We start from the raw sequence: 14,339 nt of genomic DNA, 5'->3' as shown, positions 1-14,339 counted from the left end.
GGGACGGCAAACCAACTTGAGCCGCCGCCTTTGGGCGGCGCCAGTGGTGCTGTGCGCTGTCTTCACTTTGTCGGCCTGCGGCGACGCCAGCCGGTTCGAAGCCGCCTCCTCCGTGAAACCGATGGTGGCGGCCAAGCCACCGAAACCCGCCGTGGTACAGACGCCGGCCGCCGAGAAAGAGCACGAGCGTATCCTCGCATCCTATGGCGGCGCCTATGACGACCCGCGGCTGGAGGCACTGATCACCAAGACCGTCGATCGGCTGGTCGCGGCGTCCGAGCGGCCGGACCTCGCTTACAAGGTCACGATCCTCAACTCGGGTGCCGTGAATGCGTTTGCGCTGCCGACCGGGCAACTCTATGTCACGCGCGGCCTGATCGCGTTGGCCAGCGATACGTCCGAGATTTCGTCGGTACTGTCGCATGAGATGGCGCATGTACTCGCAAAGCACGCGTCCATCCGCGAGGAGCAGGCGCGGCAGGCGTCCATCGTCACTCGCGTCGTCACCGATATGGGCAGCGATCCCGACCTCACCGCACTCGCGCTCGCCAAATCCAAACTGACGATGGCGAGCTTCTCACGCGCTCAGGAATTCGAGGCTGATGGCATTGGCGTCGGCATCTCGGCCCGCGCCAAGTTCGATCCCTATGGCGCATCTCGTTTTCTCGCAGCGATGGAGCGTAACGCAGCACTGAAAGCCAACCGCACGCCGCTCGATCCCCGTGCGCAGGACTTTCTGTCGTCGCATCCGGCAACGCCAGAGCGTGTGCAGAATGCGCAGGCCAATGCGCGGCAATATTCCTCGCCGGATGGCGGCGAGCGCGACCGCGAAACCTATCTCTCGGCAATCGACGGCATCGTCTATGGCGAAGACCCCAGCGAAGGCTTCGTACGTGGCCGCCGCTTCCTGCATCCCAAGCTCGGCTTCACATTCCAGGCGCCGGAAGCATTCACGCTGGACAACACCGCGCAAGCGGTGATCGGCGTGCGCGAAGGCGGCAATCAGGCCATGCGCTTCGACGTGGTCCGCGTGCCATCGGAGCAGACCCTGAGCGACTATCTCAATTCCGGCTGGATGGAGAATGTCGACAAGGCCACCACGGAAGAACTCACCATCAACGGCTTCCCCGCAGCCTCAGCGCTCGCGCGCGGCGACCAGTGGCAATTCCGCGTCTACGCGCTACGCTTCGGCAGCGACGTCTATCGGTTTATCTTCGCCGCCAAGCAGAAGAGCACCGAGAGCGAGCGCAACGCCCGCGAAACCGTCAACTCGTTCCGCCGCCTGACGCTGGCCGAAATCCAGGCCGCCCGCCCGCTGCGCATCAAGGTGATCACCGTGCAGCCCGGCGACACAGTGGAATCGCTATCGCATCGCATGAACGGCATCGATCGCCCGCTGGAGCGTTTTCGCGTTCTGAACGGGCTTGAGAACAATGCCAGCGTGAAGGCCCGCGACCGCGTCAAGATCGTGGTGGATTGAGGCTTACAGACCTCTCTCTGCACATAGTCGGCGCAACGGAGATATCCTTGTCGTTCACCGAAACAAAAAAGCCCGGCCTCTCGGCCGGGCTTTTTGTATTCAACCTGCGAAAGGCTGCTTACGCAGCCTCGTCTGCGGCGGCGACATCATCGTCACCATCGCTGTCGGCATCGTCAGCACCGGCTTCGGCGCCCGCTTCAGCCTTGGCGCCGCGGCGCGGGCTCTTGGCGAGCTGGCCTTCGATCTCCTTGACCGCTTCGGTCTCGGTGACGTGCTGGACCACAGCGATTTCGCGCGACAGACGATCGAGTGCAGCTTCATACAGCTGACGTTCGCTGTAGGACTGCTCGGGCTGCGAGTCCGAACGGAACAGATCGCGGACCACTTCGGCAATCGCGACGATGTCGCCCGAATTGATCTTCGCTTCGTATTCCTGTGCACGGCGCGACCACATGGTGCGCTTGATGCGGGCACGGCCCTTCAGTGTCTCGAGCGCGCGCTTGACCAGCGCCGGCTCCGACAGCTTGCGCATGCCGACATTCATGACCTTCGCGGTAGGAACGCGCAGGGTCATCTTGTCCTTCATGAAATTGATCACGAAGAGTTCGAGCCTGGCGCCTGCAATTTCCTGCTCCTCGATGGCGAGGATCTGGCCAACACCATGCGCCGGATAGACGACGAATTCGTTGGTCTTGAAGCCCTGACGCTGGGTCAACGGCTTCTTCGGCTCTTCGGCTCGCGGGGCCGCAGCGGGCGCCGGCTTGGCAGCCGCGGGCTTCGCAGCAACCTTGGCAGCTTCCTTCGGCGCAACAGTCTTCACAGCGGGCGCAGCAACCGGCGCCTTGGCCGCAGGAGCCTTCGCAGCCGTCTTCGGCGCAGCAGGCTTGGCAGCAGTAGTCTTCGAAGCAGCAGCCTTCGGGGTAGGTTTGGCAGTCTTATTTGGCATTGCACTTCTTTTATTTTTGGAGGACTTTTCAGCCGCAGCCTTCGCGGCGGTCCGGGTGTCCTTGACAGGGGCCCGGGCACGGCCTTTGGTGACAGAATTCTTCGCAGCAGGACCCTTTACAACGCGGCTGGCCGCAGTTGTCTTTTTCGAAGCCTTCGGATCCAAGACCTTCGAAGAGGTAGCCTTCTTCGAAGAGGCAGCCTTGGAAACACTCTTTTTACGCGTTTTCTGTGACACAGCCTGCGCGTGGAAACCGCCACGCCCCTGTTTGATGTTTAAACGGGAACCTGGCAGGGCCAAATCGAGCGGCACCACACGGTCCAGCTTCTTGAATTGTGCCTATTATAGCACATTTCCCGCAAAAATCAATGGTTTATGCCCCGTTGCGACCGTCCGACGGCCGCTGACAGGTCATAATCAGGGGTAGGGTAAATTTCACGTGGCGCCGGTAAACCGGCAAGAGAACCGAGTCGCTTAGTCGCCGGTACCGGGTGCAGCCGAGAAATATTTCTCGAATTTACCTTCCTGGCCGTCGAATTCCTTGGCGTCGTCCGGCGCTTCTTTTTTCTGAGTGATGTTCGGCCACGTCTTGGCGTGTTCCAGATTGACCTGCAGCCACTTCTCCATGCCGCCTTCGGTGTCCGGCTTGATCGCGTCAGCGGGACATTCCGGCTCGCACACGCCGCAATCGATGCATTCGTCCGGATGGATGACCAGCATGTTTTCACCCTCGTAGAAGCAGTCCACGGGACAGACTTCGACGCAGTCGGTGTATTTACATTTGATGCAATTGTCGGTGACGACGTAAGTCATCCAGCACTCCGGAAACGATCGATATTCAGTGTTTGCGTAGCGCACCAACCCCGCTGCCGCAAGGGATGCGGCCGGCATAGGTCAGGGCATTTCGACCAAGGGAAAAGCCTGCCACAAAACCACCGTTGGACGCGGCATATGGCCTAGATAGTTACTCTGGAAGGTGTTGCAAATCAGTATAGAGCACGCGCGCTGCCGTGGCATCGCCGCGCCGCTCGGCGAAGGCTTCGACCTTCATCACCCGCACGGTGCGATCCAGCGCCACCGTGAGTACGTCGCCGATCTTCACACCATGGCCCGGAGACTTCTCGCGTTCGCCATTGATGCGCACTTTGCCGCCTTCCACCAATGCAGCAGCACTGGTGCGAGCTTTGACCACCCGCGCATGCCACAGCCATTTATCGAGACGCTGGCGTTCCAATCACCACCACATCAATTGACGGCACGGCGCCGCCCTGCGTGACCTGCATCAATCCTTGCGGCCGCTGAGTTGTTCCTTGAGCGCAGCGAGTTTCGCGAAGGGGGAGTTCGGATCGATCGGACGGTCCCTTTCGCGCGGTGCGGCCGATGTGGCGAACGGACGGGTCGCACCGCCGCGATCGTTGCCCCGGCCCTCACGGCCCTTGTCGCCGCCCTTGAAATTACCTTTGCCCTTGCCCTGGAAGCGCTCACGCGGCGGACGACCACCCTCGCCCGGCTTGTTATCCCGGTTACCGCGATTGCCACGGTTGTCGCGATTCGGCGCGCCTTCGGCGGAGGCAGTGGCCCCCGGCGCATCGCTGCGCGGACGACGGAACTCGTTGTTGTTGCGATCGCGACGGCCCTGGCCACCACGGTCGTTACCGTTGCGGTCGTTACCGTTGCGATCGTCCCGCTCGCGCTTCTCGCCATCGGCCACAGCGCCTTCGGCCGGAGCCGACTGCGCAGCGCCCTGCGGAGCGTTGGTGTTGCGATGGTGGCGATTGCGGTTGCGATCATGGCGCGGCGGGCGGCGTTCTTCCGAACGGCCACCGGGGCGCCAGACTTCGACCAGTTCGGGCTCTGCAGCGACCGCGCCTTCGGCGGGTGCAGCAGCAGCTTCAGTCGCCTCGCCCACGACAGCGGCGGGCGCCTCGACAACCTCTGCGGCGGCGGCAGCTTCAGGCTGCGTGTCCGCGACGGCGGGCTCTTCAACTGCAGCCGTCTCGGTCTCGACGACCGGGACCAAAGCGACTTCAGGCAGCAGTGACGCGGATGAAACCACGGCAATTTCTTCAGCCGGCGCTGCATCGGCAGCGATCTCGGCGGTCTCAGCCGCTTCGGCGGTCGCTTCAGCAGCAACAACCGTCTCATCAGCGGGTGCGTCGGAGGCAGCGAACCCGGCCGTGGCATCGGGCTCATCGGCAGCCACGCCCTCCGCCTTGTCGTCAGTCTTCGGCTCGATCGGCGTCGTCGCAGCGACCGGCTTCGGCGGTACCGGCGGCAATGGCGCCTTCTTCTCCATGCGATAGCCCAGGGCACGCAGGATCGAGGCGAAGTCTTCGCCGGCCGAACCGGTGAGCGAGGTCATCGCCTGCGTCACCACGAAATGGCGGCCATCGAAAGCACCGGCAGGCTTGTCGCCCGGCGAGGCTTCGCGCCAGGCCAGCGCCGGACGGATCAGATCGGCCAGACGTTCGAGAATATCGACGCGCACCGCGCGCTCGCCGCACTGGCGATAGCCGAGCACGCGATAGGCATCGCGATCGAGCAGCTTGTCGACCGGGAAGGACGTACGGCCGGAGCCTGCGAGATGCTGCGCATTGGACAGCGCCGACATGTCGACATTGTCCTGCTTCTGCGCCCACAGCAGCGAGGCCAGCGAACGCGCCGCAGGCTTCAGCAGACCGGGGATATAGATGTGATAGGCGCCGAAACGCACGCCGTATTTCCGCAACACGGCACGCGATGGCTGATCGAGATCCTTCATCTCGGTCGCGATCTTCTGCCGCTCCAGCACGCCCAATGCTTCGGTGAGCTGGAAGGCGATTCCGCGCGCGATGCCGGTGATATCTTCGGCCTTGGTGAGATCGAACAGCGGCCCGAGCAGCTTCTCGATATGCGTCTTCAGCCAGAGATCGAGGCGAGCCTGAACGCTATCGCGCGGCGCGCCGGACAGGCGATCGTCGGCGATGATACGGAGACGGGGATGCAGCACGTCATCGGCGGCGACCAGACGCGCCACTGCGTCGCCGGTCCAGCGCATTGTGCCGTCGGAGGCGAGCACGAACTGATCGTCTGCCGCATTCGCCAGTTTCTCGGCGCGGGCGTCGATCTCACCGGCCAGCGCCTTCAGCGCCGTAGCCTGCAAGGCCTTCGCATCCGAGCCAGCCTCGGCCGCATCGGGCAAAAATGTAAATCCGTCGAGACGGCCAATCACATGGCCCTCTACGATCACTTCGCCCGTCTTACCAATTTCAGTATTCAGCATCGTGTTTTCCCGCAAGCGGCGCATCAATACACTGGTACGACGATCAACGAAACGCTCTGTGAGCCTCTCATGAAGGGCATCTGACAGTTTATTTTCCAATTCACGCGAAATTCCCTGCCAATGATCAGGATCTGACAGCCAATCCGGCCGATTTGCCACGAATGTCCAGGTCCGGATTTGCGCGATTCGGCCCGATAACGTGTCGATATCGCCGTCTGTTCGATCCGCTTGCGCGATTTGAGCGCCAAACCAGGCATCGGGGATGCGCCCGCGCTGCATCAGGAAGTTGAAGATAGTGACTACCAGCTCTGCGTGTGCAGCGGGCGCGATGCGGCGGTAATCCGGAATCTGGCAGGCGTCCCACAGCTTCTCCACTGCGGCCTTGCCGACCGCCATATCGCGCACATCGGGATCGCGGGCGGCATGATCGAGCACGCGGAGGTCTTCGGCGATCGGCGCGCGGGTCAGCGCCTCGTGGCGCGGCACCTCGGCCAATGACACCTGCAGCGAGGCGATGGACGAGAAATCCAGCTTCGAATTGCGCCACTGCAGCACCTTCACCGGCTCGAAGATGTGGTTCTGCAGCTGATTGACCAATTCAGGCTCGAACGGTTCGCAGCGGCCCGTGGTGCCGAAGGTACCGTTGCGCGTGGCGCGGCCGGCGCGGCCGGCGATCTGTGCGAATTCCGACGGCGTCAGGCGGCGGAATTGATAGCCATCATATTTGCGGTCACTGGCGAACGCGACGTGATCGACGTCGAGATTGAGGCCCATGCCGACCGCATCTGTTGCCACCAGGTAGTCAACGTCACCGTTCTGGAACATCGCGACCTGCGCGTTGCGCGTACGCGGCGACAGCGAGCCCAACACCACCGCAGCGCCGCCGTGCTGGCGCTTGATGAGTTCGGCGATCGCATAAACTTCGTCGGCGGAAAACGCGACAATCGCTGTCCTGCGCGGCTGCCGCGTGATTTTGCGATCGCCGGCAAATTCCAGATGCGACAGCCGTGGCCGCGTCACGATGCTGGCGCCGGGCAGCAGACGCTCGATGATCGGGCGCATGGTGGCGGCGCCCAGCAGCAGCGTTTCGTCGCGGCCGCGGCGATGCAGGATGCGATCTGTGAAGACGTGGCCGCGCTCCAGATCGGCGGCGATCTGGATTTCATCGACGGCCAGAAACGACACGTCGAGATCTCGCGGCATCGCCTCGACGGTGGACACCCAATAGCGCGGTTTGGCGGGCTTGATCTTCTCTTCGCCGGTGATCAACGCAACAGCTTGTGGCCCGACGCGGTCGACGATCTTGTTATAGACCTCGCGGGCCAATAGCCGCAGGGGCAGGCCGATGATGCCTGACGAATGCGCGAGCATGCGCTCGATGGCGAGATGGGTCTTGCCGGTATTGGTGGGGCCGAGCACCGCGGTGACGCCGGCGCCGGGGGCCCTGCCGTTGGACAGCGTGGGCGGAGAAGACGAAAAGGCCATGTTTTTCAGATATTTCCGCGTCGCCTACTGTCAAGATGGAGACAGCTTACGACGCTTCAGAGCCGCGTATTTGGATGGTCTGGAACGAGTCCGGAACGAAAGCGGCCCGAATCGACGACTCGGCATCTCCATGGCCGCATCACCCCAACATCTCGCGCTGACATTCTCCGAGACTGACTAGATCAAGTTTGTGACAGCGCAACAAGGGCCGACAAATCCCTCAAGTTATGAACAGCGCACGGACTCCGAACCGGCTGTGAGTCAAGCGCCCGGTCGCGAGAAAGTCGCAAGCCGGCTGCAGGAAAGTCGCAAGAAAAGCGGCGAAAAGGCCCTCCATGGGGGGTCCGGTCTTGCGGCCAAGCTGCGGCCATCCGGCGGCAACAAACGCGCCGTTCCACGGCGATTCCACAGCGCCCATCGCGCCTCTGTCCGCCCGGTCGCCGTCTCAGGTTCTCAGTTCAACTCAGTTCGTCTTCGCCACGGCCTTGGCCGGCGCGGGGGTGGTGACGAATTCAGTGGCTTCCAGCATGGCGACGCCGAGCGGGGTCGGGATCGTCATGCGATACGGCACCAGCACGCGGGTTCCGGCGATCGGCACCAGGGTCACTTCGATATTGCGCTGGGCGGCAATATATTTGAGGGCGGCACGATCAGGCACATAGCCGGCGATCGGCGTAAAATAGACGGCGCAGACGATCGCCGGACCGCGATAGCCCTTCTCGGCCTTCACGCTTTCCATGCGTTTGTAGTCGAGCTTGAGATCGTAGCGCATGCGGCCGTCGAAGATCGACGTGCCGGTGCGGCAGGAATCCGGCGTCATCAATTCGCCTGACCCGGCGACGCGCAGCAGCGAGCCGGTCATCGGATCGATCACGTTGCGGCGATGCGCATCGGTGATCGGAATCTTCTCGGGATCGAGCGGCGGCTCCGGCTCGATGGAGAACTCCTTCACATAGCCCGGCGTGATCAGCATCTTGATCGTCTCGGACTTCTTCGCGGAGGTCGTCGTGGCATTATAGGTCGACGGCACCAGCGCGCCCGCGACCACGCGGCCGGTGGACTGGCCGGAGCCCGAGCCGCCGGAAAATGCTTTCAGCAGACCTGCGGTGCCGCCACTGGCCGTCGCGGAATACTGGTCTTCAGTGATGTCGATGGCCCACTGGCCCTTGCCGACCGCGATGCCGGCGAGGCTGGCTTCATATTTGGCCTCCAGCTTGCCGCCCGCCATCACCGCCTGCGCGGGGGCCTGAACCGGCACGGCGGCCGGGGCCTGGCCGAGAGTCTGACCCTGGATCTGGCTTTGCGCCTGCGCCGAGGCCTTCACCGGAAAAACCGGCAGCATCAGGCCCGCGGCGACGGCGAGTTGCACGCCCAGGCGCGCCTGGAAAAGCCAGGCAAACCGCCATCTTGCAGACGTGGATGTCCGCGCGGGCGTCACCGGTCGGGTCACAAAGCGGGGCGTGCGAAGGCTCACTTGCTGATATCACCTGGTCGGCGATCCCCGGCTCAAGGCGCAGGGCCGCATCGCGTCATTGGGCTGGAGAGCCTGTTTCCAGCCCGAATACGTCGTTTATATGATGGGAACGGCGTTGAATTCCATGTGGTTTCCGCTCGCAGGACGGGTTATACCGCGGGCGAAGACAGCGGTCTTTGCCGGTTTGCCGCGACTTGAGCCGGCCGGTATCTTGGCCTGTTATCTTGGGCCAGATATCTTGACGATCGTGGCCAAGCCCCCTATACGTCCGCCACTCCTGAAATGGACGTGATTTTGAACCCCTGCCCGGCTTTGGGCTCTTCGCCTTTTAGCTGCGGGGATGACAGAGGATTTTCGCCATGTCTCGGCGCTGTGAACTGACACTGAAGGGCCCCCAGGTGGGCCACAAGGTGAGCCACTCGAACATCAAGACCAAGCGCCGGTTTCTGCCGAACCTGGTCAATGTGACCTTCCTGTCCGACGTACTCGGCCGCGGCGTGCGTCTGCGCGTGTCGGCCAATGCCGTGAAGTCGGTCGACCACCGCGGTGGCTTCGATGCCTATCTGATCAAGGCCCGCGAGAGCGAGCTGTCGCAGAAGGCCGTGCTGCTCAAGCGCGCCATCGAGAAGAAGAAGGCGGAGACCGCAACAGTCGCGGCCTGAGCCCTTCGATCAGACTTTAAGTTTCCAAACACAGAACGGCCGGATCGCGAGATCCGGCCGTTCTGTGTTTGAGGGGTAGGAAAGAATTGCTCTAAGAAAGGCTTCGCTTCAAAGATTTAGCAACTGCCCTCAACGTCTCATCGTCACCTGTATTCCAACACATATTCTTAAGATCAGCGACCGTTACTGCCTTTGGCTTTTGAGCGGCCGCCAGAGTAGCAGCCTTCGATGGGTCAGAAAGCTCGGCCTGAAGGCCGCTATCTTTGGTAATTGCCCACCGGACCAGCATTTCGTCCAACGTACTTAGCTGGAGCTTTGTTCGAGCAACCGTCCGAATCGATTGGCAGAGATCATAAACCTTCGATTTTCGGCCATCGGTTGTTAGGTCAAACACTTGCGCCACCGGCGATGTAGCCACTATCGCGTCATCAACCGCTTTTAGGGCTGTAGCAACAGCCTCTCTAACTGAACTGTTAGTAGCGTCACATCCCGAACTAGCTATCTTTTGAGGAGGACACTGGCGACTTGCGAGTTCTATGCTCGTTAGCACGTCGTCAGGCTTGATCGGAGTCGGATCACCCGCCAAGCCGATTGAAGCCATGCGTTTTATATAGATAGCCAAGCTACCGTTTTGTGGATTTCCACCAAACATTGCTGGGATCGTTATGACAACTCGATTGTCGTCGGGATTTCCACGCGCACGCATCGTGTGGATGACCGAGACTTGATCCGCGTACGTACCCGCAGCATTCAAGTTCTTTTGAAAATTCTCAGCAATATTCTGAAAGGCCTTGAAGGCAGGACTGGCCAACCCAGCAAGCCCAACATTATAGGCGCTCGCCGCACTGACATCACTGAAGATCGAGGTAACATTGCTTACAATTTTGTAGTCTTGGACCGCCGCTGCTTCGACACTCAGCTTGAGCTGAAAGTCATCAAAACTACTGTTAGCATCGCCACCGCGGTACTGCACAAGCGGAAATGTTGGTCGCTTGGTGTGGTCGAAGTAACACCCGCTTCCAATTGCCGCCTTCGTGGAATCTGCACCAGTAGCACTGAGAATTAGGGCGCTCTTGTCCGGCAACAAAGAAATACTAGATCCTGTCGCCCAGCGATAATCGATGGACGTGCGAATAACCATGATAGAGCCGCGCGCGATACCAAAGAAAGATTTTACATAGCTCAGAAAATTCGGATTGCTCTTGCAGTCTTTATAGTCAGGAGAGAATTGCGGCACGATCTCCAATGAATAGTAGAAGTCATACTTTCCCAGCCCGCCCTTCTTAAAATCATCGAATGCTTTGTATGTGTTATCTGTGTGAGCCTTACGATTCCATCCGCCCGCCACAATCTCAACTCCACTACTTGCGCTATTATCGCGATCAATAAGAACCTTTTCTGCGTGGGCGCTACTTGGCAGAAGAACGGCAAGACAAGCCAAATGGAATTTATTCATGGCGCTCCCTCGTTAAAAAAATATGGCAATCCATTAGCTATAAGTTGCGCGATTCTATTACACAACCAAAACGATCGCCCAAGCGCCGAATGAGTTGGTGCAGGTTACTTCGGGAGTCGGTCGATCACCGCGGCTGCTTCGACGCCTACCTGATCAAGGCGAAGGAGCGCTAACTCTCCCAGAAGGCCGTGCTGCTCAAGCGCACCATCGAAAAGAAGAAGGCCGAAACACCGGGTCAATAATAGCGACTGGGACCCAATGTGGGTCTTCTATGACCCCCGCTTCAGTCTGATGAATGGCGATGACGACGCTTACCTTACCTTTTTATGTGAGACCCTACATCCGATCGTGCGGTCGGACGTGACGGAAGTTGAACGCTTCAAGCAGCTATTCAACCAATACCTTGATAATGACGGTTTCCAACTAGTCGAAAAGGCACATCTGTCCGGAAAACCGGTATTCGCCGGTCGCTATGTGGGAACATCGGCAGCACCTGCGATCAAGGCAGCAAACGAAGTGATAGGTGCAACTGACCCAGGCTATCTAACGCGACAGATCACAAGAATGGAGGGGGCAACTAATGCCGACCCTGACCTCGCAATCGGGACAGCGAAGGAATTGGTTGAATCGGTATGTAAAACAATTCTCACAGAACGTAGTGTTGTCTACAGCAAGAGCGCTGACCTGCCGGAATTGGTGAAGCTTACCGTCAAATCCCTTCAGCTCACGCCGTCAGACATTGCCGACCAAGCTAAAGCATCTGAAATTATCAAGCGGCTTCTGAGTAATCTAGCGACAGTCGCCAATGGCGTTGCCGAACTGCGCAATCACTACGGAACAGGCCACGGTAAACCTTCGCGATCAACAGGTCTCGGACCGCGCCACGCTCGGTTGGTGGTCAATGCCGCATCCACGCTCGCAGTGTTTCTGGTAGAGACTCACAATGAGAAGTGAAGCCACATTTCAGGCATAAACGGGCAGGCCAGCGAAGCATCGTGAAGAAAAATCCGATGCCTGATCTTTTCCGTCCCACAACATCGCCTCATTTCCTCCGGGAACGCAGTGCAGCGTGCATCGTTCTTAACCCGGCTGCGCCGCATGCGGCGCGTGGGACAGATGAGGAGATTCCGATGCAACAGATTTTGAAAAGGGCCGTGTTTTCGAAGGCCTTGCTTCCGCTGGCACTGGCGGGCGCGATCGGCACAGCGACGCCTGTGCTCGCCGCCGACGTCTATGTCCGCCAGCCGGCCCCGCGGGCGGCCATGATGCCGGTACCGTCCGGCCCGCTGACGCTGCAGGATGCGCTGGCGATCGCGTCGGGGATCGGCGTGGTGACGGTGCAGAACACCCATTACGACGACAACGAATGGGAGATCGAGGGCCGCGACAGCTACGGCAAGTGGATCCAGGTCGATATCGACGCGCGCACCGGCGAGGTGCGCCACGTGGATCGTTCGATCATCTGATCGGGTGGGATGTGAGCAGGCGGCGCGCGATGAGCGCGCCGTTTGCTTTTGTGTATTTGATCAAAGCGTGACTGCTCATGGTGTCTCCCCTCCCCACCTAGCGAAGCGCAGCTTCGCCTGGGGGGAGCGACATATCCGCCGGTGCGTGCGGCTTTACGTCAGCTTCAATCCCGTCGCGGCTTCCAGTTCGGCCAGCGCCTGCGCGGCACTCGTCACCTTGATGGTGGTCATGCCCAGCTCGCGCGCGGGTTTGAGGTTGACGCCGAGGTCGTCGAGATAGACGCAATTTTTCGGATCGACCGACAGCTTGTCGGTCATCATCGTGTAGATGCGCGGATCGGGTTTGCGCAGGCCGATCTTGGCGGATTCGATGACGTGATCGAACAGCACCATCACCTCAGCCACATAGAGCGCGCGGCCATCGGTCGAGCCCATCGCATTGGCCGGCAGGTTGTTGGTGATGCAGCCGGTCTTGAACGCCGCCTTGATGCGGCGCAGCGCCTCGACCATTTCGGGGCGGATCTCGCCCTTCAGGAGCTTGACCACATCGCGGCCCGGCACTTCGGCGCCGAGCGCTTTGGACTCGGCCGCGAACAGCGCGTCGAAAGTGGCGAGATCGACTTCGGCGCGCTCGAATTTCGCCCAGGCGTTCTCGAAATGGTTTTCGGCATTGGTGCGGCGGATGATGTCCTTCGGCAGATTGTTGGTCTGCTCGTAATGCGCAAAGGCCTCGAAGGGCGAGGAAGTCATCACCCCGCCGAAATCAAAGATCACCGCCTCGATCATTCCCGCCCCTTGCGTGTGCGTTGCTGTTGCATGAGCGCTAGCACGCGACAATGCGAGGGACCAGACTCACCCCGCGACGCGGGCCTCGCCTCCGAGCACGGGGCCGCGCGCGGAGCCGACGTCGCGGATCGGCGGCTGGCCGTAGAGCCGGGCATATTCGCGCGAGAATTGCGACGGGCTCTGATAGCCCACCGCGTAGCCGGCGCTGCCGACGTCGAGCCGCTCCACCAGCATCAGGCGGCGCGCCTCGTGCAGGCGCAGCTGCTTCTGATATTGCATCGGCGTCATCGCGGTGACGGTCTTGAAATTGTGATGCAGCGACGATTCGCTCATGCCGACGCGGTCGGCGAGATCCTCGATGCGCAACGGGCTGGCATAATTGCTGCGCAGCCAGGAGATCGCCTTCGCGACCTTGTTGCTCGGGCTTTCGGCCAGCGCAATCTGCCGCAGACGCGCGCCATAGGGGCCGACGAGCAGGCGATACAGCACTTCCTGCTCCAGTAGCGGCGCCATCACCGGAATGTCCTGCGGCCGGTCGAGCAGGCGCAACAGCCGCAAGGTCGCGTCGAGCAGATCGGCGGAGGCCTTGGCGACGACGACGCCGCGTTCCGGGAGCTGCGGATGCGCGGGACCATGGGCCTGGCCGTGACCGCCGCCCTGGCCGAACCGGCCGAGAACATCCTTGAGATGCTGCGGATCGATGGCGAGGCCCATGCCGAGATGCGGCTCCGCCTCGGAAGCCTCGACGATGCAGGACGACATCGGCAGGTCGAGCGACACCAGCACATAATCGCCGGCCGCATAGTCATAGGTCTCGGTGCCCAGTTGCAGCCGCTTGGCACCCTGCACCACGAGGCCGAAGCACGGCCATTGCGCGGTATGCACGAATTGCGTCGGCTCGGCCTGACGCTTCAGGAACAGGCTCTTCATGCCCGCGGCGTAATCGCTGCCATTGGCGGCGTAACGGGCAATGATGTCGGCAATCTCACGAATCGTCTCGGTCACACGCAAACCCCTCACGCGGCAGGCCTTTTATGCCGAGGTGTATCTAGGTGCAGTGCCGTGGCGGGGAAATGGCTGCGTCATCACTTTTGCAGGATCGTGCAAAACAGATGCAGGATCGCGCTAACGCTGGCGCGCCCGCATTTGCGATAACACCATCAGCCACAGAGCAGATCGGCGAGCCGCCCGCGGGCCTCGGATCTGCCAGGGCCTAAGGCACCACCAGCACGGATATCGGGTCGAACTCCCCGCCTTGCGCGTCCAGACTGCGGTCGGGACGCGATTGCGCCCGGATGGATCGACGCCGACACACGTCAGAC

General features: G+C 61.0%; 12 protein-coding genes and 1 pseudogene. 5 read left to right on the top strand and 8 right to left on the bottom strand.

Features of this window, described 5'->3' with window-relative positions:
* Nucleotides 1–16 precede the first annotated feature (16 nt).
* On the top strand, nucleotides 17–1,480 hold the full coding sequence (locus CIW50_RS04390) for a M48 family metalloprotease (protein ID WP_246664135.1): 1,464 nt from the start codon (nucleotides 17–19) through the stop codon (nucleotides 1,478–1,480).
* 118 nt (nucleotides 1,481–1,598) lie between these two features.
* Here CIW50_RS04390 and CIW50_RS04385 read toward each other — a convergent pair whose 3' ends face one another.
* The 5 genes from CIW50_RS04385 to CIW50_RS04365 all read right to left on the bottom strand — a co-directional run bounded on the left by CIW50_RS04385 (nucleotide 1,599) and on the right by CIW50_RS04365 (nucleotide 8,401).
* Entirely contained in the window at nucleotides 1,599–2,663 is a 1,065-nt protein-coding gene (locus tag CIW50_RS04385; RefSeq protein WP_502707356.1) for a CarD family transcriptional regulator, read from the bottom strand.
* A gap of 237 nt (nucleotides 2,664–2,900) precedes the next feature.
* On the bottom strand, nucleotides 2,901–3,239 hold the full coding sequence (gene fdxA, locus CIW50_RS04380) for a ferredoxin FdxA (RefSeq protein ID WP_116660022.1): 339 nt from the start codon (nucleotides 3,237–3,239) through the stop codon (nucleotides 2,901–2,903).
* A 151-nt stretch (nucleotides 3,240–3,390) separates the two neighbouring features.
* Nucleotides 3,391–3,660, bottom strand: a complete 270-nt coding sequence (locus CIW50_RS04375) for an RNA-binding S4 domain-containing protein (RefSeq protein ID WP_149530003.1) — start codon at nucleotides 3,658–3,660, stop codon at nucleotides 3,391–3,393.
* A gap of 48 nt (nucleotides 3,661–3,708) precedes the next feature.
* Nucleotides 3,709–7,173: a helicase-related protein gene (locus CIW50_RS04370; protein ID WP_149530002.1), complete on the bottom strand. Its 3,465-nt coding sequence runs from the start codon at nucleotides 7,171–7,173 to the stop codon at nucleotides 3,709–3,711.
* A gap of 463 nt (nucleotides 7,174–7,636) precedes the next feature.
* A complete protein-coding gene (locus tag CIW50_RS04365; RefSeq protein WP_246664176.1) occupies nucleotides 7,637–8,401 on the bottom strand; it encodes a DUF3108 domain-containing protein in 765 nt (254 codons plus the stop codon).
* A gap of 605 nt (nucleotides 8,402–9,006) precedes the next feature.
* Here CIW50_RS04365 and rpmB point away from each other — a divergent pair.
* Nucleotides 9,007–9,309 (top strand): 50S ribosomal protein L28, encoded by a 303-nt coding sequence (gene rpmB / locus CIW50_RS04360; protein ID WP_149530001.1) that lies wholly within the window; start codon nucleotides 9,007–9,009, stop codon nucleotides 9,307–9,309.
* A gap of 91 nt (nucleotides 9,310–9,400) precedes the next feature.
* On the opposite strand, the gene CIW50_RS04355 is transcribed toward rpmB, so the two are convergent.
* Nucleotides 9,401–10,765 carry a hypothetical protein gene (locus CIW50_RS04355; RefSeq protein WP_149530000.1) on the bottom strand — a complete coding sequence of 455 codons (1,365 nt, stop codon included), beginning with the start codon at nucleotides 10,763–10,765 and terminating at the stop codon, nucleotides 9,401–9,403.
* A 237-nt stretch (nucleotides 10,766–11,002) separates the two neighbouring features.
* Between CIW50_RS04355 and CIW50_RS29725 the strand changes: the two are divergent.
* The 3 genes and pseudogenes from CIW50_RS29725 to CIW50_RS04345 form a co-directional block, all read left to right on the top strand.
* Nucleotides 11,003–11,218: pseudogene (locus CIW50_RS29725) on the top strand (AbiJ-related protein); the annotation flags it as partial.
* Between the two features lie 21 nt (nucleotides 11,219–11,239).
* Nucleotides 11,240–11,719 carry an abortive infection family protein gene (locus CIW50_RS29720; RefSeq protein ID WP_502707378.1) on the top strand — a complete coding sequence of 160 codons (480 nt, stop codon included), beginning with the start codon at nucleotides 11,240–11,242 and terminating at the stop codon, nucleotides 11,717–11,719.
* A 176-nt stretch (nucleotides 11,720–11,895) separates the two neighbouring features.
* On the top strand, nucleotides 11,896–12,231 hold the full coding sequence (locus CIW50_RS04345; RefSeq protein ID WP_149529998.1) for a PepSY domain-containing protein: 336 nt from the start codon (nucleotides 11,896–11,898) through the stop codon (nucleotides 12,229–12,231).
* Between the two features lie 153 nt (nucleotides 12,232–12,384).
* On the opposite strand, the gene CIW50_RS04340 is transcribed toward CIW50_RS04345, so the two are convergent.
* Both CIW50_RS04340 and CIW50_RS04335 read right to left on the bottom strand, forming a co-directional pair.
* Nucleotides 12,385–13,017, bottom strand: coding sequence for an HAD-IA family hydrolase (locus CIW50_RS04340; RefSeq protein WP_172980210.1), 633 nt, complete (start codon nucleotides 13,015–13,017; stop codon nucleotides 12,385–12,387).
* A 66-nt stretch (nucleotides 13,018–13,083) separates the two neighbouring features.
* Entirely contained in the window at nucleotides 13,084–14,022 is a 939-nt protein-coding gene (locus tag CIW50_RS04335; protein ID WP_246664134.1) for an AraC family transcriptional regulator, read from the bottom strand.
* Nucleotides 14,023–14,339 lie beyond the last annotated feature (317 nt).

The sequence above is a fragment of the Tardiphaga sp. P9-11 genome, assembly GCF_008329525.1.
GTDB lineage: Bacteria > Pseudomonadota > Alphaproteobacteria > Rhizobiales > Xanthobacteraceae > Tardiphaga.
This window is presented reverse-complemented; position numbering and strand designations above follow the sequence as displayed.

Bases quoted from the DNA above. Each gene is read 5' to 3' on its own strand.
- CIW50_RS04345 (WP_149529998.1), top strand. From the start codon at position 11,896: ATGCAACAGATTTTGAAAAGGGCCGTGTTTTCGAAGGCCTTGCTTCCG.
- CIW50_RS04340 (WP_172980210.1), bottom strand. From the start codon at position 13,017: ATGATCGAGGCGGTGATCTTTGATTTCGGCGGGGTGATGACTTCCTCG.
- CIW50_RS04365 (WP_246664176.1), bottom strand. From the start codon at position 8,401: ATGGCGGGCGGCAAGCTGGAGGCCAAATATGAAGCCAGCCTCGCCGGC.
- rpmB (WP_149530001.1), top strand. From the start codon at position 9,007: ATGTCTCGGCGCTGTGAACTGACACTGAAGGGCCCCCAGGTGGGCCAC.
- CIW50_RS04370 (WP_149530002.1), bottom strand. From the start codon at position 7,173: ATGGCCTTTTCGTCTTCTCCGCCCACGCTGTCCAACGGCAGGGCCCCC.
- fdxA (WP_116660022.1), bottom strand. From the start codon at position 3,239: ATGACTTACGTCGTCACCGACAATTGCATCAAATGTAAATACACCGAC.
- CIW50_RS04355 (WP_149530000.1), bottom strand. From the start codon at position 10,765: ATGAATAAATTCCATTTGGCTTGTCTTGCCGTTCTTCTGCCAAGTAGC.